General features: G+C 60.3%; 19 protein-coding genes and 1 tRNA gene. 13 read left to right on the top strand and 7 right to left on the bottom strand.

All coding sequences use genetic code 11. From position 1 onward, the window contains the following. Nucleotides 1–53: 53 nt before the first annotated feature. The gene (adhE, locus tag BN1124_RS13080; protein WP_042642575.1) at nt 54–2729 is read right to left on the bottom strand and encodes a bifunctional acetaldehyde-CoA/alcohol dehydrogenase; all 2676 of its coding nucleotides are present in this window, start codon (nt 2727–2729) and stop codon (nt 54–56) included. A 924-nt stretch (nt 2730–3653) separates the two neighbouring features. Here adhE and BN1124_RS13075 point away from each other — a divergent pair. The 7 genes from BN1124_RS13075 to BN1124_RS13045 all read left to right on the top strand — a co-directional run bounded on the left by BN1124_RS13075 (nt 3654) and on the right by BN1124_RS13045 (nt 11432). Next, entirely contained in the window at nt 3654–4289 is a 636-nt protein-coding gene (locus tag BN1124_RS13075; RefSeq protein ID WP_042642573.1) for a YchE family NAAT transporter, read from the top strand. 283 nt (nt 4290–4572) lie between these two features. Next, nucleotides 4573–6189, top strand: a complete 1617-nt coding sequence (locus BN1124_RS13070) for an ABC transporter substrate-binding protein (RefSeq protein WP_042642571.1) — start codon at nt 4573–4575, stop codon at nt 6187–6189. A 98-nt stretch (nt 6190–6287) separates the two neighbouring features. Further along, nucleotides 6288–7208: an oligopeptide ABC transporter permease OppB gene (oppB, locus tag BN1124_RS13065; RefSeq protein WP_033131323.1), complete on the top strand. Its 921-nt coding sequence runs from the start codon at nt 6288–6290 to the stop codon at nt 7206–7208. Between the two features lie 14 nt (nt 7209–7222). Then, nucleotides 7223–8134, top strand: a complete 912-nt coding sequence (oppC, locus tag BN1124_RS13060; RefSeq protein ID WP_042642568.1) for an oligopeptide ABC transporter permease OppC — start codon at nt 7223–7225, stop codon at nt 8132–8134. Between the two features lie 77 nt (nt 8135–8211). Further along, on the top strand, nt 8212–9207 hold the full coding sequence (gene oppD, locus BN1124_RS13055; protein ID WP_042642566.1) for an ABC transporter ATP-binding protein: 996 nt from the start codon (nt 8212–8214) through the stop codon (nt 9205–9207). Beyond that, complete coding sequence (oppF, locus tag BN1124_RS13050; RefSeq protein ID WP_042642564.1) at nt 9208–10203, top strand: murein tripeptide/oligopeptide ABC transporter ATP binding protein OppF; 996 nt, start codon at nt 9208–9210, stop codon at nt 10201–10203. Nucleotides 10204–10487: 284 nt separating this feature from the next. Next, nucleotides 10488–11432 (top strand): TerC family protein, encoded by a 945-nt coding sequence (locus tag BN1124_RS13045; protein WP_042642562.1) that lies wholly within the window; start codon nt 10488–10490, stop codon nt 11430–11432. 57 nt (nt 11433–11489) lie between these two features. On the opposite strand, the gene alr is transcribed toward BN1124_RS13045, so the two are convergent. Continuing rightward, nucleotides 11490–12716, bottom strand: coding sequence for an alanine racemase (alr, locus tag BN1124_RS13040; protein ID WP_042642560.1), 1227 nt, complete (start codon nt 12714–12716; stop codon nt 11490–11492). 176 nt (nt 12717–12892) lie between these two features. Between alr and BN1124_RS13035 the strand changes: the two genes are divergently transcribed. Next, on the top strand, nt 12893–13339 hold the full coding sequence (locus BN1124_RS13035; RefSeq protein WP_042642559.1) for a methyltransferase family protein: 447 nt from the start codon (nt 12893–12895) through the stop codon (nt 13337–13339). Between the two features lie 54 nt (nt 13340–13393). Here the strand turns inward: BN1124_RS13035 and BN1124_RS13030 are convergent, their stop codons facing one another. The 4 genes from BN1124_RS13030 to BN1124_RS13015 all read right to left on the bottom strand — a co-directional run bounded on the left by BN1124_RS13030 (nt 13394) and on the right by BN1124_RS13015 (nt 17191). Next, nucleotides 13394–14653 (bottom strand): dicarboxylate/amino acid:cation symporter, encoded by a 1260-nt coding sequence (locus BN1124_RS13030; protein WP_042642557.1) that lies wholly within the window; start codon nt 14651–14653, stop codon nt 13394–13396. 206 nt (nt 14654–14859) lie between these two features. After that, nucleotides 14860–15339, bottom strand: coding sequence for a CC0125/CC1285 family lipoprotein (locus BN1124_RS13025; protein ID WP_082041622.1), 480 nt, complete (start codon nt 15337–15339; stop codon nt 14860–14862). 214 nt (nt 15340–15553) lie between these two features. Beyond that, nucleotides 15554–15630 (bottom strand) — tRNA-Pro (locus tag BN1124_RS13020). A 217-nt stretch (nt 15631–15847) separates the two neighbouring features. Beyond that, on the bottom strand, nt 15848–17191 hold the full coding sequence (locus BN1124_RS13015; RefSeq protein ID WP_042642553.1) for a dihydroorotase: 1344 nt from the start codon (nt 17189–17191) through the stop codon (nt 15848–15850). Between the two features lie 79 nt (nt 17192–17270). On the opposite strand from BN1124_RS13015, the gene BN1124_RS13010 reads away from it, so the two are divergent. Then, nucleotides 17271–18146, top strand: a complete 876-nt coding sequence (locus tag BN1124_RS13010; protein WP_042642551.1) for a 6-carboxytetrahydropterin synthase — start codon at nt 17271–17273, stop codon at nt 18144–18146. A gap of 88 nt (nt 18147–18234) precedes the next feature. Here BN1124_RS13010 and BN1124_RS13005 read toward each other — a convergent pair whose 3' ends face one another. Continuing rightward, nucleotides 18235–20247 carry a methyl-accepting chemotaxis protein gene (locus tag BN1124_RS13005; RefSeq protein WP_042642550.1) on the bottom strand — a complete coding sequence of 671 codons (2013 nt, stop codon included), beginning with the start codon at nt 20245–20247 and terminating at the stop codon, nt 18235–18237. Nucleotides 20248–20502: 255 nt separating this feature from the next. Here BN1124_RS13005 and hinT point away from each other — a divergent pair, with 255 nt between their 5' ends. The 4 genes from hinT (at nt 20503) to lpoB (ending at nt 23337) form a co-directional block, all read left to right on the top strand. Further along, nucleotides 20503–20853: a purine nucleoside phosphoramidase gene (hinT, locus tag BN1124_RS13000; protein ID WP_033129807.1), complete on the top strand. Its 351-nt coding sequence runs from the start codon at nt 20503–20505 to the stop codon at nt 20851–20853. Further along, on the top strand, nt 20853–22274 hold the full coding sequence (locus tag BN1124_RS12995) for a COG3014 family protein (RefSeq protein ID WP_042642549.1): 1422 nt from the start codon (nt 20853–20855) through the stop codon (nt 22272–22274). The genes hinT and BN1124_RS12995 overlap by 1 nt, the downstream gene beginning before the upstream one ends. Before the next feature lie 68 nt (nt 22275–22342). After that, complete coding sequence (locus tag BN1124_RS12990; RefSeq protein WP_042642548.1) at nt 22343–22741, top strand: YcfL family putative periplasmic lipoprotein; 399 nt, start codon at nt 22343–22345, stop codon at nt 22739–22741. Continuing rightward, nucleotides 22741–23337, top strand: a complete 597-nt coding sequence (gene lpoB / locus BN1124_RS12985; RefSeq protein WP_042642547.1) for a penicillin-binding protein activator LpoB — start codon at nt 22741–22743, stop codon at nt 23335–23337. The genes BN1124_RS12990 and lpoB overlap by 1 nt, the downstream gene beginning before the upstream one ends. Nucleotides 23338–23369 lie beyond the last annotated feature (32 nt).

Here is a 23369-nt window from a genome sequence, read left to right as displayed (position 1 = left end):
GACAAATAAAAAAGCCCGCGCAGGTGCGCGGGCTTTTGTCTCAGGACCGGTTATCAGGCCTTGGATTTCTTCTTGCTATCAACCTTGGCTTCAACCTTGGCGGCAACCGGAGTCGCAACCTGAGCTTCCTCGGTGAAGGGACGGCCGTAGTAGGTGTCCATCAGGATGGCTTTGAGCTCGGTGATCAGCGGGTAGCGCGGGTTGGCGCCGGTGCACTGGTCATCGAAGGCTTCCAGCGCCAGTTGATCAACCTTGGCCAGGAAGTCAGCCTCGTTTACGCCAGCTTCACGGATGGAGGCCGGGATGCCCAGGGTGGCTTTGAGCCCATCCAGCCAGACCAGCAGCTTCTCGATCTTGGCGGCGGTGCGGTCACTGGCGGCAGTCAGACCCAGGTGGTCAGCGACTTCGGCGTAGCGACGACGAGCCTGCGGACGGTCGTACTGGGAGAACGCGGTCTGCTTGGTCGGGTTGTCGTTCGCGTTGTAGCGGATGACGTTGCTGATCAGCAGGGCGTTGGCCAGGCCGTGCGGGATGTGGAACTCGGCACCCAGCTTGTGCGCCATGGAGTGGCAGACACCCAGGAAGGCGTTGGCAAACGCGATACCGGCGATGGTGGCCGCATTGTGCACCTTCTCGCGGGCGACCGGGTCGTTGGCGCCATTCTGGTAGCTGGACGGCAGGTATTCCTTCAGCAGTTTCAGGGCTTGCAGCGCCTGACCGTCGGAGTACTCGTTGGCCAGTACGGAAACATAGGCTTCCATGGCGTGAGTGACCGCATCGATACCACCGAAGGCGCACAGGGACTTGGGCATGCCCATGACCAGGTTGGCGTCGACGATGGCCATGTTCGGGGTCAGCTCGTAGTCGGCCAGCGGGTACTTCATGCCGGTGGCGTCGTCGGTCACGACCGCAAACGGAGTGACTTCAGAACCGGTACCGGAAGTGGTGGTGATACAGACCAGTTCGGCCTTCACGCCCATTTTCGGGAACTTGTAGATACGCTTGCGGATATCCATGAAGCGCATGGCCAGGTCTTCGAACGCGGTGTTCGGGTGCTCGTACATGACCCACATGATCTTGGCCGCATCCATGGGGGAACCACCGCCCAGCGCCAGGATAACGTCCGGCTTGAAGGAGTTCGCCATCTCGGCGCCCTTGCGTACCACGGACAGGGTCGGATCGGCTTCCACTTCGTAGAACACTTCCACTTCCATGTTCAGCTTCTTGAGCAGACGAACCACTTCGTCGGCATAGCCGTTGTTGAACAGGAAGCGGTCGGTGACCACCAGGGCGCGCTTCTTGCCTTCCAGATCACCCAGGGCGATCGGCAGAGAGCCACGACGGAAGTAGATGGACTTCGGAAGTTTGTGCCACAGCATATTTTCTGCCCGTTTTGCGACTGTCTTCTTGTTGATCAAGTGCTTGGGACCGACGTTCTCGGAGATGGAGTTACCACTCCAGGAGCCGCAACCCAGGGTCAGAGACGGTGCGAGCGCGAAGTTGTACAGGTCACCGATACCACCCTGAGTGGACGGGGTGTTGATCAGGATACGGGCGGTTTTCATCTTGTCGCCGAAGTACTTGATGCGGTCGGCGTTGCGATCCTGGTCGGTGTACAGACCGGAGGTGTGGCCGATACCACCGATGTTGACCATGTCACAGGCCATTTCGACGGCTTCTTCGAAGTTCTTGGCGCGGAACATGCCCAGGGTCGGGGAGAGCTTCTCGTGAGCGAACTCGTCTTCCGCGCACAGCTCCAGACCTTCACCGATGAGGATCTTGGTGGTAGCCGGTACGGTGACGCCCGCCATGGCGGCGATCTTGGTCGCAGGCTGGCCCACGATATCGGCGTTCAGGGCGCCGTTGATCAGCAGCACTTTACGGACCTTGTCGGCTTCGTCCTTGGACAGGATGTAACCGGCGTGAGTCGAGAAACGCTCTTTGACCTGGTTGTAGATGGAGTCAACCACGATGACGGCTTGCTCGGAGGCACAGACTACGCCGTTGTCGAAGGTTTTGGACATCAGGATGGAGGCGACGGCACGCTTGATGTCGGCAGTTTCGTCGATGACGATGGGCACGTTACCGGCACCCACACCGATGGCGGGTTTGCCTGAGGAGTAAGCGGCCTTCACCATGCCCGGGCCACCGGTGGCCAGAATAAGGTTGATGTCGTTGTGCTTCATCAGCGCGTTGGACAGCTCAACGGACGGTTGATCGATCCAGCCGATGATGTCTTTCGGTGCACCGGCGGAGATGGCTGCATCCAGTACCAGCTTGGCAGCGGTATTGGTGGAGTTCTTGGCACGGGGGTGCGGGGAGAAGATGATGGCGTTACGGGTCTTCAGGGAGATCAGGGCCTTGAAGATCGCGGTGGAAGTCGGGTTGGTGGTCGGTACGATACCGCAGATGATGCCTACCGGCTCGGCGATGGTGATGGTGCCCATCTCGTCGTCCTGGCTCAGGATGCCGCAGGTCTTCTCGTCTTTGTAAGCGTTATAGATGTATTCGGAGGCGAAGTGGTTCTTGATAACCTTGTCTTCGATGATACCCATACCGGATTCGGCCACGGCCATCTGGGCCAAGGGGATACGGGCGTTGCTGGCGGCCAGGGCGGCGGCACGGAAAACCTTGTCTACCTGCTCTTGCGAGAAGCTGGCGAATTCACGCTGTGCTTCTTTGACGCGGGCGACCAGTGCATCCAGTTCAGCCAAATTGGTTACTGCCATGTTTATCTCCTGATGATTTGAAAACTGTTTAGTAAGACCTTGGCAATGCCCGGCAATTATAGCTGCCCTGTCAAGGAGAGAATCACCACAACGGGGTATTTACATGTCTTACTAAATCGCTTTCTGAGTCGATTATAGGGCCGGGACGACTCAGAAAAACTTGATCTGGATCATATGTAACAAAAGAACAAAAGAAATTTTGTTTCACAATGCTGGTATGCCAGATGTTGCGAATTTGTAGAGTAGAGCGGAAGCGGGATGAATGGCAAGTGAATGACGACACATCCGTCATATTTCAACCAGTTAGCACCATGCACCTTGATGTTCCCTGCGCTGGCAGAGGGATCGGAGCGCCTTGGCATCCGGGTGAAGGTGTTGATCAGTCGGCAACGGATACTCACCGGCGTTTAATTTTTGTTGGAAAAGTGGTTGTTGCTTTAATCCACCAGCGGGCACTCGCGCACCACGGCAGAGATCATGTGGCGGCGACGTTACGCTAGTCACGTGCAGGGATAGGGCTCCGATGAAAAGGGGCAGCCATGGACGGAAGGGGGAGTGGATCACCGGGGTGTGAAGTGTTGTCACCGAGGGGCACGACTGGGGCCTGTCTGGGGTGACAAACATGGGGCATTGCGACCGTACACCCATATAAATCCGTATAAACAGGGTTATGTCGAATAAATCACCGCCTGCTTATTGAGTGGCAGAGTAAGGTGCTGGCGGCCTTCACCAGCACGTTACATTTAGTTGCTTGGCTTTAACAATTCAATATGTTGAGATTTCTCGATCCATTAGAGGAACTAACTGAAAAGCCTGGGAAAGGGTGAGATTATTTGATTGGTGAAGGGAAAAGTCATGGTGTAAATTTACGCACAGTTTTATTGGGTTGATCCCCCTGGTTTTGTTTGGTTCTGGATGGTGCCAATGGCAGCAATTGAATTCTCTTTATACCTGAAATTCTTCGTCGGCTTGTTTGCGATCATCAACCCGCTCGGGCTGTTGCCGGTCTTTGTCAGCCTGACCGGTCATATGCAGCAAGAGGAGCGGATGAGGACCAACACCACGGCCCACATCGCGGTGATGATCATCCTGATCGTCTCCATGTGCATGGGGCAGCTGATCCTCGATGGCTTCGGGATCTCGCTGGCGTCGTTTCGTATCGCCGGTGGCTCGCTCATCACCCTGATCGCCTGGTCCATGTTGCAGGGCAAGCTCGGTGAGGTGAAGCACAACAAGCAGGAGAAGGGTGAGTTGGCCGCGCGCGAATCCATTGCCGTCGTGCCCCTTGCGCTGCCGTTGATGGCGGGCCCCGGGGCCATCTCTTCTTCTATTGTTTATGCCAGCCACAAGACTCTGCCCCAGTTGGCCGGGATGTTTGTGGTGGTGATGGCCTTTGCGTATTGCTCCTGGCTCATCTTCCGCGCCGCCCCCTTGCTGTTCAAGCTGATGGGCAACACCGGCATCAACGTGGTGACCCGGATCATGGGTCTCATCATGATGTCACTCGGCATCGAGATCATGGTGGCGGGTATCAAGGGTGTTTTCCCCGGATTGATGTGATGTAGCTCTGGTTTTGTCTGAGCCGGTCCCTGTGACCGGCTTTTTTATTGTTTCTTTTTTGTTAGCCATTTTCTAGAATCGACCGGCTTTGTATGAAAAGCGTCCGTCAGACGGTATTTAAATGCTGAAGAAATGGCTGGAAGCTGTTTCTTTAAACCAGTAAGCATGGGTTCCTCTGACAATATCTATTGCATTATCAGAATTGACAGGGAATTATGCTGACGGCGAGGTATTTATCTCGTTGATGGACAAACGCATGGAATGTTCTTGTTGGAGTATGGAAATGACTCATAAAAAAACAATTATTAATACCCTCTTGGTGGCAGCATTGTTTGGCGGTATCAGCGCGGCACAGGCCGCCGATGTGCCTGCCGGCACCAAGTTGGCAGACGTTCAGACCCTGGTGAAAGGCAATGGATCCGAACCCGCAACCCTAGACCCGCACAAGGTCGAGGGCACGGTAGAATCCAATATTCTGCGTGACCTGTTCGAAGGTCTCGTCTCTTCCGGTCCCAAGGGTGAAGTGCTGCCCGGTGTGGCCGAGTCCTGGGAAACCAAGGACAACAAACACTTCGTGTTCCACCTGCGCAAAGATGCCAAGTGGTCCAACGGGGATCCCGTGACCGCCCACGATTTCGAATTCGCCTTCAAGCGGGCCGTCGATCCCAAAACCGCCTCTCCTTATTCCTGGTATCTGGAAATCCCGACCATCATCAACGCCAGTGCCATCATCGCGGGCAAGAAGCCGGCCGATAGCCTGGGTGTGAAGGCGGTAGACGACCACACCTTCGAAGTGCAGCTGGAAAAGGCTGTGCCCTATTTCGTCAGCATGCTCTCCCACACCACCACCTACCCGGTGCCGAAGAAGGTGATCGAGCAGTACGGTGAGAAGTGGACCCAGCCTGGTCACATGGTGTCCAACGGTGCTTACCAGTTGAAAGATTGGGTGGTGAACGAGCGCGTCGACGTCGAGCGCAACCCCAACTACTGGAACAACGCCAAGACTGTGGTCAACAAGGTGACCTACCTGCCGCTGCAGAACACCGCGGATCTGAACCGCTACCTGGCCGGTGAAGTGGACATGACCTACCAGATGCCCATCGAGCGCTTCAAGCAGATGAAGAAAGAGAAGCCCGATGAGTTGAAGGTGACCGGTTACGTCGGTACCTACTACTACCAGTACAACTTCAAGAAGAAGCCGTTTGACGACGTGCGAGTGCGTACCGCGCTCTCCTACGCCATCGATCGCAACGTGATCGCCGACAAGGTGATGGGCCAGGGCCAGACCCCAGGCTACACCCTGGTGCCTGATTTTGTTGACGGCTTCAAGCCGGTGGCACCGGACTGGTCCAAGCTGACCCAGGCCGAGCGCAACACCAAGGCCAAGGAGCTGCTGACCGAAGCCGGTTTCGGCCCGGGTCACCCGCTCAAGTTCGAGCTGCTCTACAACACCGATGACAACCACAAGAAGGTCGCCGTTGCGGTCGCCTCCATGTGGAAGAAGCTGGGTGTCGAAGTGAGCCTGGTGAACCAGGAGTGGAAGACCTACCTGCAAACCAAGGCACAGGGTCAGTTTGACGTGGGCCGTGCCGGCTGGATCGCGGACTACAACGAAGCCTCCTCCATGCTGGATCTGATGCAGACCACCCACGGCAACAACGATGGCAAGTACTCCAACGCCACCTTTGACAAGCTGATGAGCGAGTCTCGCGATCAGGTCGACGATGCCTCCCGCAACAAGCTCTATGTCCAAGCCGAAGAGATCCTGGCCAAGGACATGCCGATTGCGCCCATCTATCAGTACGTGACTGCCCGTATGGTGAAACCTTTCGTGGGCGGCTACCCGGCCAACCCGCTGGATAACCTCTACAGCAAAGATATGTACATCGTTGCTCACTGAGTAAAGAAACAAGTCGCATAACAAAGCAGGCCCGCCAGATGGCGGGCCTTATATTACAACCGCGACCCTTTGGAAGCAGTACAAGACAGGAACTGTCTATGTTGAAATTTATCTTTAAACGTCTACTGGAGGCGATCCCGACTCTGCTGGTCTTGATCACCGTCTCCTTCTTCATGATGCGCTTTGCCCCGGGCAACCCCTTCACCAGCGAACGCGCTCTGCCGCCGGAAGTGCTGGCCAACATCGAGGCCAAGTACGGCCTGGACAAGCCCATCGGCGTGCAATACCTCAGCTACCTTGGCAACCTGGTCCAGGGTGATCTGGGTCCCTCGTTCAAATACAAAGACTTCAGCGTCAACGATCTGGTCAGCCAGGCGCTGCCGGTGTCCGCCAAGATAGGCTCGGTCGCCTTCCTGCTGGCGGTGACATTGGGGGTGACCTTCGGCACCATAGCCGCGCTCAAGCAAAATACCTTCATCGACTACTTATTGATGTCGTCGGCCATGACCGGGGTGGTGATCCCGGGCTTCGTGCTGGCGCCCTTGCTGGTGCTCTTCTTCAGTATCTACCTTGGCTGGTTGCCGGCCGGGGGCTGGCAGGGCGGGGGGGCACAATACATGGTGCTGCCGGTGTTCGGCATGATGATGTACTACGTCTCCGCCATCTCGCGCATCATGCGTGGCAGCATGATCGAGACCATGAACTCCAACTTCATCCGTACCGCCCGCGCCAAGGGCCTGCCGCTGCGCCACATCATCCTGAAGCACGCGCTGCGCCCGGCCATGTTGCCGGTAGTCTCCTACCTGGGCCCGGCCTTCGTCGGCATCATCACGGGCTCCGTGGTGATCGAGACCATCTTCGGCCTGCCGGGAATAGGTCAGCTGTTCGTCAACGGTGCCCTCAACCGTGATTACTCCATGGTGCTCGGTCTGACCATTCTGGTCGGTGCCCTCACCATTACCTTTAACGCCGTGGTCGATATCCTCTATGCCGTCATCGATCCCAAGATCCGTTACTAAGTCGGGAGTACATCATGGTTGTTACAACTGAAAAGCGCGAAGCCGTCGAGGCATTTGCCCAGAAAGTGGACGTGGTGGAAGGGCGCTCCCTGTGGAAAGACGCCCGCCGCCGCTTCTTGCGCAACAAGGCGGCGCTGACCAGCCTCATCATCTTGAGCATCATAGGGCTGGCGGTGATCGTCGGGCCGCATCTGTCGCAATTCACCTTCGATGATCCGGACTGGGATGCCATGCAGACCGCGCCGGATATGGCCGCCGGTCACTACTTCGGTACCGACAGCCTGGGGCGCGATCTGTTCGTGCGCACCCTGCTGGGGGGTCGCATCTCGCTGATGGTCGGCATCATGGGCGCCATGGTGGCCGTCGTCATCGGCACCCTGTATGGCGCGGCCTCCGGCTTCATCGGCGGGCGGGTCGACAGCCTGATGATGCGGGTGCTCGAAATCCTCAACGCCTTCCCCTTCATGTTCTTCGTGATCATGCTGGTGACCTTCTTCGGTCGCAACCTGGCCCTCATCTTCCTCGCCATCGGCGCGGTGAGCTGGCTGGACATGGCGCGGATCGTGCGGGGCCAGACCCTGAGCCTCAAGAGCAAGGAGTTCATCGAGGCGGCCCACGTCTGCGGCGTCTCCAAGTGGAAGATCATCACCCGTCACATAGTGCCGAACGTGCTCGGTATCGTGGCCGTCTACGCCACCTTGCTGGTGCCGGGCATGATCATGTTCGAATCCTTCCTGAGCTTCCTGGGGCTCGGTGTGCAGGAGCCCATGACCAGCTGGGGTGCCCTGCTGGATGAAGGCTCCAAGTCGATGGAAGTGGCCATCTGGCAACTCCTGTTCCCCGCCGGTTTCATGGTGGTGACCCTGTTTTGCTTCAACTTCCTCGGGGATGGTCTGCGTGATGCGCTCGATCCAAAGGATCGGTAAGAGAGCAGCCATGGATTGCTCATAGCGTCCAAAGGATTGCCAGCCAAGCGCCACGAAAGATCGATAAGGAGTTTTTTATGAAGTTACTGGATGTGAAAGATCTGCGGGTCGAATTCAAGACCCCGGACGGCAATGTGGTCGCCGTAAACGACCTCAACTTTTCTCTGGCCGCCGGTGAGACCCTGGGGATCGTCGGCGAGTCCGGATCCGGCAAGTCTCAGACCGCGTTTGCCATCATGGGCCTGCTCGCCAAGAACGGCGTCATTACCGGTTCCGCCAAGTTCCAGGGTGACGAGATCCTGAACCTGCCGGAGTCCAAGCTCAACCGTATCCGCTCCGAGAAGATCGCCATGATCTTCCAGGACCCCATGACCTCGCTGAACCCTTATATGAAGGTGAAGGATCAGCTGATGGAAGTGCTGATGCTGCACAAGGGGATGAGCAAGGCGGCGGCGTTCGAGGAGTCGGTACGCATGCTGGACGCGGTCAAGATCCCCGAGTCCCGCAAGCGGATGAACATGTACCCGCACGAGTTCTCCGGTGGCATGCGCCAGCGGGTGATGATCGCCATGGCGCTGCTCTGTCGTCCGCAGCTGCTTATCGCCGATGAGCCGACCACGGCGCTGGACGTGACGGTGCAGGCCCAGATCATGACCCTGATGAACGAGCTCAAACGCGAGTTCAATACCTCCATCATCATGATCACCCACGACTTGGGCGTAGTTGCCGGCATCTGTGACAAGGTGCTGGTGATGTATGCCGGTCGCACCATGGAGTACGGCCGGGTCAACGACATCTTCTACCGCCCGAGCCACCCCTACACCGAAGGGCTGCTGCGCGCCATTCCCCGCCTCGATACCGAAGGGGAAGAGCTGCCCACCATCCCGGGCAACCCGCCCAACCTGCTGCGCCTTCCCACCGGCTGCCCCTTCCAGGAGCGCTGCCACCGGGTGCACGAGATCTGCGGCAAGCAGTCCCCGATCCTGACGCCCTTCGGCGATGGCCGGGCGCGTGCCTGCCACTGGGAATCGGATGTCATGAAAGCGGGTGTGATCGCCAAGGGGGTCAACTAAATGGGTACCGACAAGAAACTGCTGCTGGAAGTGTCCGACCTCAAGGTCCACTTCAGCATCAAGAGTGACAAGGCCTGGCCCTGGGCCAAACCCTCGGCGCTGAAGGCGGTGGACGGGGTGACCCTGCGCCTGTACGAGGGGGAGACCCTGGGCGTGGTCGGGGAGTCCGGCTGTGGCAAGTCCACCTTCGCCCGGGCGCTGATCGGCCTGGTGCCGGCCACCGACGGCAAGGTCGTCTGGCTGGGGCAGGACTTGACCAAGCTCGAGCAGGGCGCATTGCGGGAGAAGCGCAAGGAGATCCAGATGATCTTCCAGGACCCGCTGGCCTCCCTGAATCCGCGCATGACCATAGGCGACATCATCGCCGAGCCGCTCATCACCTTCTATCCCCAGCTCTCCAGAGATGAGGTGAAGGAGAAGGTGCGTGCCATGATGACCAAGGTGGGGCTGCTGCCGAACCTGGTCAACCGCTACCCCCACGAGTTCTCCGGTGGTCAGTGTCAGCGTATCGGCATCGCTCGCGCGCTGATCCTCGAGCCCAAGATGATCATCTGTGACGAGCCGGTCTCGGCACTGGATGTCTCCATCCAGGCCCAGGTGGTGAACCTGCTCAAATCCCTGCAAAAGGAGATGGGGCTCTCCCTCATCTTCATCGCCCACGATCTGTCGGTGGTCAAACACATCTCGGATCGGGTGCTGGTGATGTATCTGGGCAACGCGGTGGAGCTCGGCACCCGCCAGGAGATCTTCGCCAACCCCCTGCACCCTTACACCAAGGCGTTGATGTCGGCGGTGCCCATCCCGGATCCGGATTTGGAGCGCAGCAAGGTCATCCAGATCCTGGAAGGGGATCTGCCCTCGCCGATGAACCCGCCCTCCGGCTGCGTGTTCCGCACCCGCTGCCCGGTGGCAGGCCCGGAGTGTGCCAAGACCAGGCCCATGCTGGAGGGGAACTTCGATCACGCGGTCTCCTGCCTCAAGGTGGATCCACTTTGAGACTGAGAGTTTGAGAAGGGCGCCTGCTGGCGCCCTTTTTATTACATGTCGGATAAGATGCCTCTTGGCGTTATCTTTCAGGGTTGCTATCATCCGCTCAACAAGGGGAGTAACTTCTCGCCGGTTTGTCGTCATTACGGTGCACCCATATCCTGCAGTGCACCCGGCAGCCGGGCAGCAATCATCTTGCTGTAAGTGAGACCTTGCCGAGAGGCAAGGTGTATCTGCTCCAAAGCGAACCCACACCTCTCGGTCGTGGGTTTTTCGTTTTTGGGAGAAGTGAAATGGGTGAATGGTGGATGTGGACAGGCTTCTTCAGCATAGTGCTGGTCCTGTTGTGGGTGGATATCCGCTTCGTCGGCGGTGGCAAGGCGCACAAGGTGTCCCTCAAGGAGGCAGGCATCTGGTCCCTGGTTTGGGTGAGCGTGGCCCTGCTGTTCAACCTGGCCATCTGGCTCTGGCTGGATCACAGCGCAGGCCGTGAAATTGCCAACCAGAAGGGGCTGGAATTCCTCACCGGCTACCTCATCGAGAAGGCGCTGGCGGTGGACAACGTCTTCGTCTGGTTGATGCTGTTCGGTTACTTTGCCATTCCGGCTGAGCTGCAGCGCCGTGTGCTGCTGTACGGAGTGCTGGGTGCCATCGTGATGCGGGCCGGCATGGTGTTCGCCGGCAGCTGGCTCATCGAGCAATTCCACTGGATCCTCTACCTGTTCGGCGCCTTCCTGCTGCTGACCGGGGTCAAGATGCTGTGGGCCGCCGACAAGGAGCCGGACTTGGCCAACAACCCGCTGCTGGGCTGGATGCGTCGCCGCTTCAAGGTGACCGAGACGCTGGAAGGGGAGAAGTTTTTCGTTTGGCGTGATGGGGTGCGCTATGCCACGCCGCTGCTGCTGATCCTGGTGTTGGTGGAGGTGAGTGACCTCATCTTCGCGGTGGACAGCATCCCGGCCATCTTCGCGGTGACCACGGATCCCTTCATCGTGCTGACCTCCAACATCTTCGCCATCATGGGCCTGCGCGCCATGTACTTCCTGCTGGCGGGTGTGGCGGAGCGCTTTGCCCTGCTGAAATACGGCCTGGCGCTGATCCTGATGTTCATCGGGGTCAAGATGCTGCTGCTGGATGTGTTCAAGATACCGACCGGCATCGCCCTCGGTGTGGTGGCCCTGATCCTGCTGGGCTCCATGGGCCTCAGCCTCTGGGTCACCCGCAAAAAGGCTGCCTAAACACAGCACCACTAAAAAGGGCTCCCGCGGGAGCCCTTTCTTATGTCCGATCCGCGATCAGCGCTTGATCTTCTTGGGGTTGGTGTAACCCCAGATGGTGTACATGTCCGCCAGCAGGGCGCCGTTGTACTCCTCCAGATCCGCCTGCTTCACCTCGGCGTCGCCCTGGCGGCCGAACAGCACCACCTCATCACCGGGTTTCACTCCCTTCAGATCGGTCACGTCCACCATGATGGTGTTCATGGAGGTCTTGCCGACTACCGGTACTTTCTGACCCTGGATCAGCACATAGGCCTTGTTGCTGAGCGCGCGGCGATAGCCGTCGGAGTAGCCCAGCGGCAGGTTCGCCAGCAGGGAGTCGCGCTTGAGGGTGAAGGTGCGGTCATAGCCGACGGTGTTGCCGGCCGGGTAGTGGTTGACCGAGGCGACCTGGGTCTTGAACGCCATGACGCGCTTGTACTCGGTGTAGGAGGGGATGGAGTCGCCGTACAGCAGGCCGCCCGGGCGCACCATGTCGAAGTAGGCGTCAGGCACTTCCAGGGTGGCGAAGGAGTTGGCGGCATGGATGGTGATCTTGCTGCGATCCAGCTTGCCCGCTTCCAGCAGCCACTGGCTGTCCAGCTTGAACTGGGCCAGACCCAGCTTGACGTCCTCTTTCTCCTCCACCGGGAAGTGGGTCATGATGCCGACCGGGGTGATGCCCGGCAGCTTGAGCATGGCCAGGGCCTCGTCCTTGGCACCGGATTGGCGCAGATCGATGCCGTTGCGGCTCATGCCAGCGGAGTTCAGACCGATGTGCACCGGCACCTTGGTATTGTGGCGCAGGGCGATGTCGGAGATGCCCTTGGCACTCTCCAGGCTGCCGATGAGCTCCTCAAGCTTGTAGGGCAGGGCCTGTTCCACCTCGGTCGGGGTGGCGGCACGGACCCGCATCAGTCGGCCTTCGAAGCCCTTCTCACGGGCCACCCGGGCCTCTTCGTTGCTGGCGATGCCGATGCAGGGGATGTTGGCCTTGACCACCGAGGGCACCAGCAGATCGATGCCGTGACCGTAGGCGTCCGCCTTCATGATGGCGCAGATCTGCGGGCCCTTGTCACCGAGGCGATCCTTGAGGGTCTGGATGTTGTGCTCGAAGGCGCCCAGATCCACTTCCAGCCAGGCGTTGGTGGCGGTCTGCTCCTGACCGTTGCGGGTGTCGCTGGCGAGCGGCAGGTAGGGGGCGGCGACCGCCTGGCCGGCCAGCAGGCCGAAGACGAGGGTGGCGAGCAGGGTTTTCTTGTGCATGGGAAGATTCCTTCTTATTTTCCTGTTGAGGATGGTCTCGGCTTGGATGCGAGAGGCGGTAGCATTGGGGCTGCATGTTGCTATGCTAATGATATGTTTCATTTTTTTTGCCAAGCTACCGGCGCAGCGAGTGTATCGCAATGGCGTCATTTGTGGCACTTTTGAAGGAAGAAAATATGCGTTTCGAGCAACGGATCCCACCTTTGTTGCTGTTTGTCGTCATCGCCCTCGCCATGTGGCTGGGGAGTGACGACCCCAGGGGGATGGGCGTCTTGTGGGTACTGGCCGCGGGCCTGTGGTTGGTAGGGGCTGTGCTCGGGGGCGGGGCACTCATGCACTTTCGCAGGCGGCGCACCACGGTCAATCCCATTCGTCTGCAGCAGAGCCGGGTACTGGTGACGGACGGGGTCTATCGCATCAGCCGCAACCCCATGTATCTGGGGCTGCTGTGCTGGCTGATGGCGCTGGCCTGTTACCTCGGCGGTCTCTGGGTATGGCTTGGCCCCTTGCTGCTGTTTGGCTGGCTCAGCCGCTTCCAGATCCTGCCGGAGGAGCGGGCCCTGCGCGCCCGCTTCGGTGTCCCCTATGTGCAGTACTGCCGACGGGTGCGGCGCTGGTGCTGACACCCGAACAACAAAAAGGCCCGCAGCTGCGGGCCTTTTTCATGGCTGGTGTGGTCACGCCTTGGCGGTGTCGACCTCACCCACCGGGCTGGTGTCTGCCAGGCTGTTTTCGGTCTTGGCCACCACGCTGGCGGCGATGGCATTGCCCAGCACGTTGGTGGCGGAGCGGCCCATGTCGAGGAAGTGATCGATGCCCAGCAACAGCAGTATGCCGGCTTCCGGGATGTGGAACTGGTTCAGGGTGGCGGCGATCACGACCAGGGAGGCGCGCGGCACACCCGCCATCCCCTTGGAGGTGACCATCAGCAGCAGCAGCATGGTGATCTGTTGCGCCATGGAGAGCTCGATGCCGTAGGCCTGGGCGATGAACATGACCGCGAAGGTGCAGTACATCATGGAGCCGTCCAGGTTGAAGGAGTAGCCCATGGGCAGCACGAAGCTGGCGATGCGCTTGTCACAACCGAACTTCTCCAGTCTGTCCAGGGTCTTGGGATAGGCGGCCTCGGAGCTGGCGGTGGAGAAGGCGAGCAGGATAGGTTCGCGGATCATGGCCAGCAGGGTCAGCACGCGGCCACGCAGGAAGGCGCTGCCCATCAGGATCAGCAGCAACCAGAGGCAGGCCAGGGCCAGATAGAACTGGGCCATGAAGCTGCCGTAGGTCACCAGGATGCCGAGGCCTTCCTTGGCGACCATGGCGGAGATGGCACCAAACACCGCGAAGGGGGCGAAGTTCATCACGTAGCCGGTCACTTTCAGCATGATCTCGGCGGTGCTGGCCATCAGGGTGACCACGGGCTTGGCCAGATCGCCGAGGGCGGCGGCGGCCAGACCGAAGAACAGGGAGAACACCACGATCTGCAGGATCTCGTTGGTGGCCATGGCCTCGATCACGCTTTTGGGAATGGCGTGAGTCACGAAATCCTTGAGGGTGATGGCACCGGCGGCGATGCCGGAGCTGGCGGTGTCGTCCGGCAGGGAGAGGGAGAGGCCCACGCCAGGTTGCATCAGGGTCACCATCACCAGGCCCAGGGTCAGGGAGAGCAGGGAGGCAATCATGAACCAGCCGAGGGTCTTGGCGCCGATGCGGCCCACGGTGCGGGTGTCACCCATCTTGGCGATGCCGACCACCAGGGTGGTGAACACCAGAGGCGCGATGATCATCTTGATCAGACGCAGGAAGATGTCGGTCAGTATGGTGATGTCACTGGCAAAGCCAGCGGCCTGGTCCGGCGCAAACAGGCGATAGCCTTGGCCGGTAAAAATGCCAAGCAACATCGCGATGAGGATGGCAACGGTCAATTTATTCATTTTCATGGGGGGGGTCCCAGTGTCTGTATGTGCAGTGCGTGTGCAGGTGGGCAGGGTGCCACCTCAGTCCGTTTTTGTGATCCGGGCCATGGAATCCTGACAGCCGGTGTGCTGGCAGAATGCCTAATCACGGAATGGAAATCCAGCGGCTTATGGCAGAACTTTATGTTGTTATTAGTTGTATGTGATATGGATCTTGCATTTAACTTATATTAATCACTGTTTATTTTTACGTTTGCAATATAAACAGCTTCCAGGCTCTTGTCGTCCAAGGGGCGGTGGCCGAGGGAGAAGGTCAGCAGTGCCGAGGTGCGATGTTCCACCCGCATATCGTCCATGAAGGTGTCGGGTTCATATTCATCGAACCCGAACTGGGGGCGGGTGGGGGTGACCCTGACCGCATCCCGTGACAGGGTCAGCTCGCGCACTTGCACCCATTCATAGCCCAGCGCCAGTGCCATTTCGCCCGCCCGCTTGAGCACGTACTTGCGGGCCGTCTCCCTGTCTATCTGATCGTTGCCGACAAACTCCAGCTGCCATTGCTCGGGGCCGAGCTGGGTCTGGGAGAAACCGGTCTGGCCGTTCCAGAAGGATTTCTCGCTGTCATAGGCGGTGGCGCAGCCGCCGAGCTGACTCAGCAGCAGGCCGGCGCACAGGGCGAGGCAGGGGAAGAGGGGGCAGGGGCGCGACATCATTGCTGGCCGGTTGGTAGACACGGCTTTACTACAGCACAACGGGATCGCCGAGACAATCGCTCTGGGTCGATGAAGGGCCGCGTCTGTTCGGGCCGCACTGCTATGTTCGCCCTGCTCTGATCGCACTTCCCTGACCCGGTGAGGGCTTGCTTCCTCAGGCCGTACAAAAACAAAAGGCCTTGTCGTTTGACAAGGCCTTTCGCGGGGAATTTGGTCGGTGTGAGAGGATTCGAACCTCCGACCCTCTACACCCCATGCAGATGCGCTACCTGGCTGCGCTACACACCGACGGAGTCAGCTCGGCTGACGGGGGCTGAGTTTATGGAGATGACCTGGTCCTGTCAACAGGCGAAACCCCCGTTCGGGATCGTTCGCCTGCTTTGCGAGCAATCTGCGCTTAAAGCGGCGCCATTCACTCAAAAATCGGTCATCCGAGGGGCCAGGGCCACCTCTATAAACAACAGGCCGCCCAGGTGGGCGGCCTGTTGGATCAGCCGTTATCGGATCAGCGATTGAAGGTCAGTCGCTTGCCAAGCACCTGATCGGTGACCTGACCGTTCTGCCAGGCTATCTGGCCGTTGACCAGGGTCATCTCGATGCTGCTCTGGAAGCGATAGCCGTTGAACGGCGACCAGCCACACAGGTAGAGCAGGTTGCTGTCGTTGACCACATAGGGCTTGCCGAGGTCCAGCAGCACCAGATCCGCGAAGTAACCCTCGCGGATGTAGCCGCGATCCTGCACCTGGAAGCGCTCGGCCACCGCGTGGGAGGTTTTCTTGACGATGGTTTCCAAGGAGAAGACGCCGTTGTGGTAGAGCTCCAGCAGGGCCTGCAGGGAGTGCTGCACCAGAGGCACGCCGGACGGCGCCTTGAAGTAGCTGCTCTGCTTCTCTTCCCAGGTGTGGGGGGCGTGGTCGGTGGCGATGATGTCCAGCACGTCGTTACGCACCGCATCCAGCAGCGCATGTTGATCCGCCGCGCTCTTCACCGCCGGGTTGCACTTGATCTGGCTGCCCAGGGTGTCGTAGTCCGCCTCGTTGAAGAACAGGTGGTGAACGCACACCTCGGCGGTGATGTTCTTGTCTTTGAGATCCTTCAGATCCGGGGTGGCAGTGAAGAGCGACAGCTCTTTCGCCGTGGTCAGGTGCAGCACGTGCAGCTTGGCGCCGTATTTTTTCGCGAGCCCCACCGCCATGCTGGAGGATTTGTAGCAGGCATCGGCGCTGCGGATGCGGCCGTGCTCGCGCATCGGCACGTCCTCGCCCCACTTGGCGCGGGCCTCGTCTTCCAGCACCTTGATGGAGGGGGTGTCCTCGCAGTGGGTGACTATCATCACCGGGCTCTCGCGGAAGATGGCGGCCAGGGTCTCCTGGTTGTCTACCAGCATGTTGCCGGTGGAGGCGCCCATGAAGATCTTGATGCCGCAGGACTGCTTGGGATCGAGCTTCTTGATCTCTTCCAGGTTATCGTTGGTGGCACCCAGATAGAAGCTGTAGTTGGCGGCGGCGCCCCTGGCGGCTATCTCGTATTTCGCCTCGAGGGCCTCGATGGTGGTGGTCTGGGGATTGACGTTGGGCATCTCCATGAAGCTGGTGGTGCCCCCGGCCACAGCGGCCCGGGATTCACTGGCGATGGTGCCCTTGTGGGTCAGGCCTGGTTCCCGGAAGTGGACTTGATCATCGATCATCCCGGGGATGAGGTGACGGCCCGCGGCATCGATCACCACCGCATCCTCTGCCTCGATGTGGGGGGCGATGCGGGCGATCCTTTCCCCCTCGATCAACACGTCGGAGGCATAGATGCGACCTTCGTTGACCAGGGTGGCATTCTTGATAAGCAATTTGTTCATGGGGGGTTCCAGTTCCTTTGCCGATAATCCGGGGTCATAATATCGCAAACCGCACTTTCTCTGTAGCAAGGTCTGAGTGATGAAGTTATTTGTAAGAGATTTGACCGTTATCGACTCCAGCTATCTGTGTGAACGTCGTGGCATGGTTGGGGAGAGCTGGCTGGTCGACATCGAAATGAGCGGCGAGCTCAACGAGATGAGCATGCTGCTGGACTTCGGCCGGGTGAAGAAGCTCATCAAGTCGATCATCGATGAAGAGGTGGATCACAAGCTGCTGGTGCCGACCGGCTGCGGCCTGGTGCACGTAGCGGCGCTGGCTAACGACGAGTGCACCGTGGATCTGCTGCGTCCGGCGCGCTCCATCCACCTGCGCAGCCCGTCCCAGGCGTTCGCCTTCATTCCCGCCCCCCAGGTGGACAAGGAATCGGTGACCCGCTACCTGCTGGGGGTGCTGGCCACCCGCTTGCCGGGCAACATCAAGGACCTGTCGCTGACCCTGCGTCAGGAGCGCCTCGACGGCGCCTTCTACCACTACAGCCATGGCCTGAAGAAGCACGACGGCAACTGTCAGCGCATCGCCCACGGTCACCGCTCTCCCATCGAGATCTCTGTGGACGGGGAGCGGGACGAGGAGCTGGAGCTGAACTGGGCCGAGCGCTGGAACGACATCTACCTCGGCACCCTGGAAGACCAGGTGGCCCTGTCCGAGCTGGAGCTGAGCGATCTCGCCAAGACCCAGCTGGCTGAGCATCACCTGGGCTTCAAGTACGTGGCGCCCCAGGGGCTGTTCCAGCTCGCCATGCCGGCGAGCGAGGTGGAGATGATCGACACCGACACCACCATAGAGCTGCTTGCGCACTACATCGCCCGCGAGGTGAAGAAGCAGGTGGGTGACAAGTTCGTGAAGATCGTGGCCTATGAAGGGGTCGGCAAGGGCGCCATCGCCTACGCCTGATAGCGGTATTCCACTGCCATCGATAAAGAAGGCTCCCTCGGGAGCCTTCTTGCTGTCTGACTGTTGACTAACCGCCCCGTGACAGGGCTCAGGCGCTGAGCCGGAAGCGCTGCACCAGCCCCTCTTGCTGCTCGGCCAGGGAGTCGAGCTGCTGGCTGGTCTCGGCCACCTTCTCGATGCCCTGATAGTTGAGATCCGAGATATCCGAGATGCGGTTGAGGTTGGTGGCGATGTCGGCGCTGGTGGCCTGCTGCTGCTCGGCGGCGGAGGCGATCTGGCTCGACATGTCGCTGATCAGCACCACTATTCCCTGCACCTCCTCCATGGCGTTGTTGGCCTGGGAGCTCTGATCCATGCAGCTGTCCATCTCGCGGGAGCACTCCTGCATGACGTTGACCGCTCGGGCGACCCCCTGCTGCAGGTTCTCGATCATCTGCTGGATCTCGCTGGTGGACTGGGCGGTGCGCCCGGCCAGGCTGCGCACCTCGTCTGCTACCACCGCGAAGCCGCGACCCTGCTCACCGGCGCGGGCCGCCTCGATGGCGGCATTGAGCGCCAACAGGTTGGTCTGCTCGGCGATGCCGCGGATGACGTCGAGGATATTGCCAATCTGGCCGCTCATGGCGCTCACATCGCCGATCACCTTGCCGGTCTGCTGCAGCTTGCCCGCCAGCTGATGGGTGGTGGTGATGTTGCCTGCCATCACCTTGCGGCCCATCTGCGACGCCTTCTCCACATCCTGGACGCGCTCCAGGGTCTGGTTGGCTGCCTGGGCCACTTCCCGTACCGAGGCTTCCATCTGGGTCATGGCGGCGGCGACCGAGGCGGTCTCCTGGCGCTGTTTCTCCAGATCGGCGCGCACCGATTCCGTGGTGTGGCGGTTGTCATGGGCGGCGCTGTTGAGCTGGTTGGAGGCCTGGGAGAGCTGCCTGAGCACGTCCCCCATCTGCTGGATCAGCAGGTTGAGCTGGCTGCCGAGCTGGCCGAATTCGTTCTGGCTCTTGAAACCGACGCGCTGGGTCATGTCCCCCTGGGTCACCTCGGTCAGCACCCGCAGCAATTCTTTCAGCGGGCGGCGGATGGCCTTGCCCAGGGTATAGGCGACCAGGATGGCGACGAAGATGGCGATGGCGATGCTGATGGCCTGGGTGAGGGTGCTTTGGGTCTGCACCTGATCGGAGGCGCGGATGCTGTTGTTCATCAGCTGCTGGCTCTGGGCGGTGATCCCCTCCAGTTTGTTCTGGATGCCGACGATGAGTTGGCTCGCCTGCTTGCTCTGCTCACGCATGCTCTGCTGCTGCTTCATCAGCGCCAGATACTGGGAAAGCAGGCCGTCGGCGGCCGTGGTGTCGCGCACGAAGGCGCGCACGTGGTGGCCCACATCGTTGTCGAAGTTGGCAAGCTCCCCCTGCAGATCCTTGATGGTGCTGTTGAAGCTCTCGATCTGCATCTTGTTGCGCTTGAGCGCCCCTTCGATGGGGGCGGGGATGCTCTGGTTCAGCGCATCCATGGTGGAGAGTTCGATGGCGGAGAGCTTGGTGGTCAGGGTCTCGGACAGCATCTTGATGAAGCTGTCGTCGATGGAAATCATCATGTCGCCGAGGTTCTTCTTGAACTGGGGCAGGCTGACCTGGAACTGGCCCTTGGCCTGATTGACCTTGTGCAGCCGGGTGAGCAGGGCTTCGTGCTCGGTGGGCAGAGTCTGGGTCAGCTGCAGATAGTCGCGAACCAGCTTGTCGAGGGCGGCCATCTCACTTTGCAGCTCGGGATGCGACGCCACCTGCTGCTTGAGGCTCGCCAGCATCTTGTCGACCTGGGCCTTGGCCTGTTGCAGCTCGGCCACTTCTCCCGGCAGCAGCTTGGGATCCTGCTCGGTCAGCACGTCGGTGAGCCACTTGTTGGCGCTGAGGAGGCTTATCTGGGTTTGGCTGCTGGCGATCACCAGCGGCATGGATTGCTGTGTTACCTGATCCAGCGCCTCATTGAGCTCGCTCTGGCTCTTGAACGTCAGCACCGAGCTGGCCACCATCACGGCGACCAGGATGGCAAAGCCTAAATAGACTCTCTGTAAGATCGAGAGGTCTGACATGGTTTGTTTCATTATTGTCCCGCTTTCTGTGCAAAAGTCCCTTGCCTGAGTACCCCGTCCCTTTGATACCCTGCATGGCCGGTAGGCGATACCTGCGGTACGGAGGACGTCATTCTCACTATCGGTATTCTTCACAATAACTGAAGGGATTGGGACAACGGCTGTGCCAAATATCGGCTTGTGTCACACTTGACGGCACCCGGCGGCGTTTTTGGGAGTCGCTTGAGGTTTGTTTTGAATTTTCTTTTTCATATAAAGGAGTTACCCATGGCGCAAGAAACCATTTTCAGCAAAATCATCCGCAAAGAGATCCCCGCCGACATCCTTTATCAAGACGATCTGGTGACCGCGTTTCGCGACATCCAGCCCAAGGCCAAGACCCACATCCTGATCGTGCCAAACGTGCTGATCCCCACCGTCAACGACGTCGAGCCGGATCACGAGCTGGCGCTGGGCCGGATGTTCACCGTGGCCCGCAAGCTGGCGAGCGAGGCCGGGATCGCCGAGAACGGTTACCGCCTCATCATGAACTGCAATCGCCACGGCGGGCAGGAGGTCTACCACATCCACATGCATCTGGTCGGCGGTCAGCCGCTGGGGCCGCTGCTCAGCCTGTGATGCGTCCCGCCTCTTTGACCGGTCTGCTGTTGACCGGTCTGCTGCTGGGGGGCTGCGCCTCCCACTGGCAGGACATCTTCGTCTCCTATTCGGATCAGATGGTGCCCCTGCGCAACTTGCTGCTGCAGGGCAAGAGCGCCGAGGCGCTGCCCGAGGTGCGCGACTCCAAGCTGGGGGACGACACCTATGTGCTCGATCGCCTCGAACAGGGGCGCATCGCCTGGCTCGCCGGCCAGGATGCGGGCAGCAAGCAGGCCTTCGCCGCCGCCGACAGCCGCCTCGCCTGGGAGGACAACCAGGCCGAATACCGGGTGAGCCGTGGCCTGGCCCAGGCGGGCAGCCTGCTCACCAACGATCAGACCATGGCCTATCGGGTACCCGATTACGAGCGCACCATGCTGCACCACTATCAGGCCCTCAATTACCTGCAACGGGGGGATGCCGAGGGCGCCCTGGTGGAGGTGCGCCGCGCCAACCAGGTGCAGGAGCAGGCCCTCAAGGCACGGGCGGGGGAGGTGCAGGCGGTCAGGCAGGAGGGGGAGGACCGCAGCCCCGAGGGGCAGATGCGCCAGCTCATGTCGCGCGGGGCGCCGAGCCTCGATCGGCTGATCGGCCAGGTGAAGAACGGCTTCCAGAACGCCTACACCTTCTACTTCTCCGGGGTACTCTACGAGGCGAGCGGGGATCTCAACGATGCCTGGGTCGACTATCAGCGCGGTTACCAGATTGCGCCGGACAACCAGAGCCTGCAGGATGCCCTGCTGCGCCTCGCGGTGCTGCGCGGCTCCCCGGACGAGATCAAAGAGACCGAGAAGAAGCTGGGTCGCAAGGCGCCGCCACTGGCCAAGCACCAGGGCCAGCTGGTGGTGCTGTTTGAAGATGGCTTGATCCCGGCGCGACGGGAACTCTTCCTGCCGCTGCCCATCGCCACCTCAAACGGGGATTTTCGTACCTTTACCGTGGCGGTGCCCTATTACGACAACAGGGCCAGCGACACCGGCCCCCTGGCGGTGAGCGTGGGCAATCGCAGCGAGCAGACCAGCCCGCTGGTGCGACTCGAGGCGCTGGCCGCCAAGGATCTGCAGGAGCGGCTGCCGGCCATGCTGACTCGCCAGGCGCTGCGGCTGCTCACCAAGGAGCAGGTGCGGCGCAGCGCCGCCAAGGAGGGGGGAGATGTGGGCAATATTCTGGTCGGCATCTTCAACACCCTGTCCGAGCGCGCCGACACCCGCAGCTGGCTGACGCTGCCGGCTCAGGCCGCGAGCTGGCAGGGCATGCTGCCCGCCGGCGAGGTGCGGCTCAGCCTCGGCGCCGGCAGCGCGCTGCGCCAGTTGCCGCTGACCATCCACGAGGGGCGCACCACCCTGGTGTGGGTGCAGCGCCTCGGCGCCGGTCTGACTACCCGGGTGATGCCGCTCTAGCGGCCGAGCCCGATCCGTTTTTTGCCCTATCGATCCTCCCGGACCGGGACGATCCCAAGGAGACGATGATGAAAGTCTGTTATGCAGCCCTTGGCCTGATGCTGCTGTTGTCCGCCTGTGCCACCAACACCTCCGGCGTGGCGCTCTATGCCCCGGCGGGGGGCGCGGCCCAGCTCGAGCAGCACCAGAATATCGACGTTACCCTGACCGAGCAGAGCCGGCGCGAGCAGAACGGCCTGCTGCAGGTCAACGTGATCCTGACCAACACCCAGTCAGGGGACAACCCTCTGCAGTACCTGTTCTATTGGTATGATGGCAGCGGTCAGGAGGTGGCCAGCGATGGCCGCGGCTGGACCCCCATCAAGCTCCACGGCCACCAGAGCCGCACCCTGACTGCCCTGGCGCCGAACGCGAGTGCCCAGGGATATCGGGTTTATGTACGCGAAGTGATTGAGGAATCGAACTGATGAAAATGAACCATGCCCTGCTGATCCTGAGCGGTGCCCTGCTGCTCGGCGGCTGCTCCAGCACCACCGTCAGCTATGGCGATGCGACCGAAACCGAGACGGTGACCGTGGATTACGGCTCCACCGACTTGCAGGCCATCGCCGACAAGATGGCGGACTCCATGCTGAGCTCCCCGGCGACGGCCGAGATCACCGCAGGCGGCCGCCCGGTGATGTTCATGGACTCCATCCGCAACAAGACCTCGGAACACATCGACACCGAGGCCATCACCGACACCATCCGTACCAAGCTGTTGCGCGCGGGCAAGTTCCGCTTCGTCGACATGAGCAAGGTGAGCGCGGTCAAGCAACAGCTCGAGTACCAGCAGGGCAGCGGCATGGTGGATCCCGCCTCCATGGTGCGCCTTGGCAAGCAGACCGGTGCCCGCTACATGGTCTATGGCAACCTGGCCAGCATCGTCAAGGACAACGGCAAGGTGAAGGATGTCTACTACCAGATGACCATGAACCTGATGGATCTGGAGAACGGCGAGCTGTTGTGGGCCGATCAGAAGGAAATTCGCAAGCAGGCGAAGAAGTCCACCTTTGGCTGGTAAGGGGAACACGACGTCGGGGCGTCCGGACAGGC

It is taken from the genome of Aeromonas eucrenophila (assembly GCF_000819865.1).
Taxonomy (GTDB): domain Bacteria; phylum Pseudomonadota; class Gammaproteobacteria; order Enterobacterales; family Aeromonadaceae; genus Aeromonas; species Aeromonas eucrenophila.
Note: the sequence above shows the minus strand (reverse complement) of the source record. Positions and strands in the feature narration are given on the sequence as shown.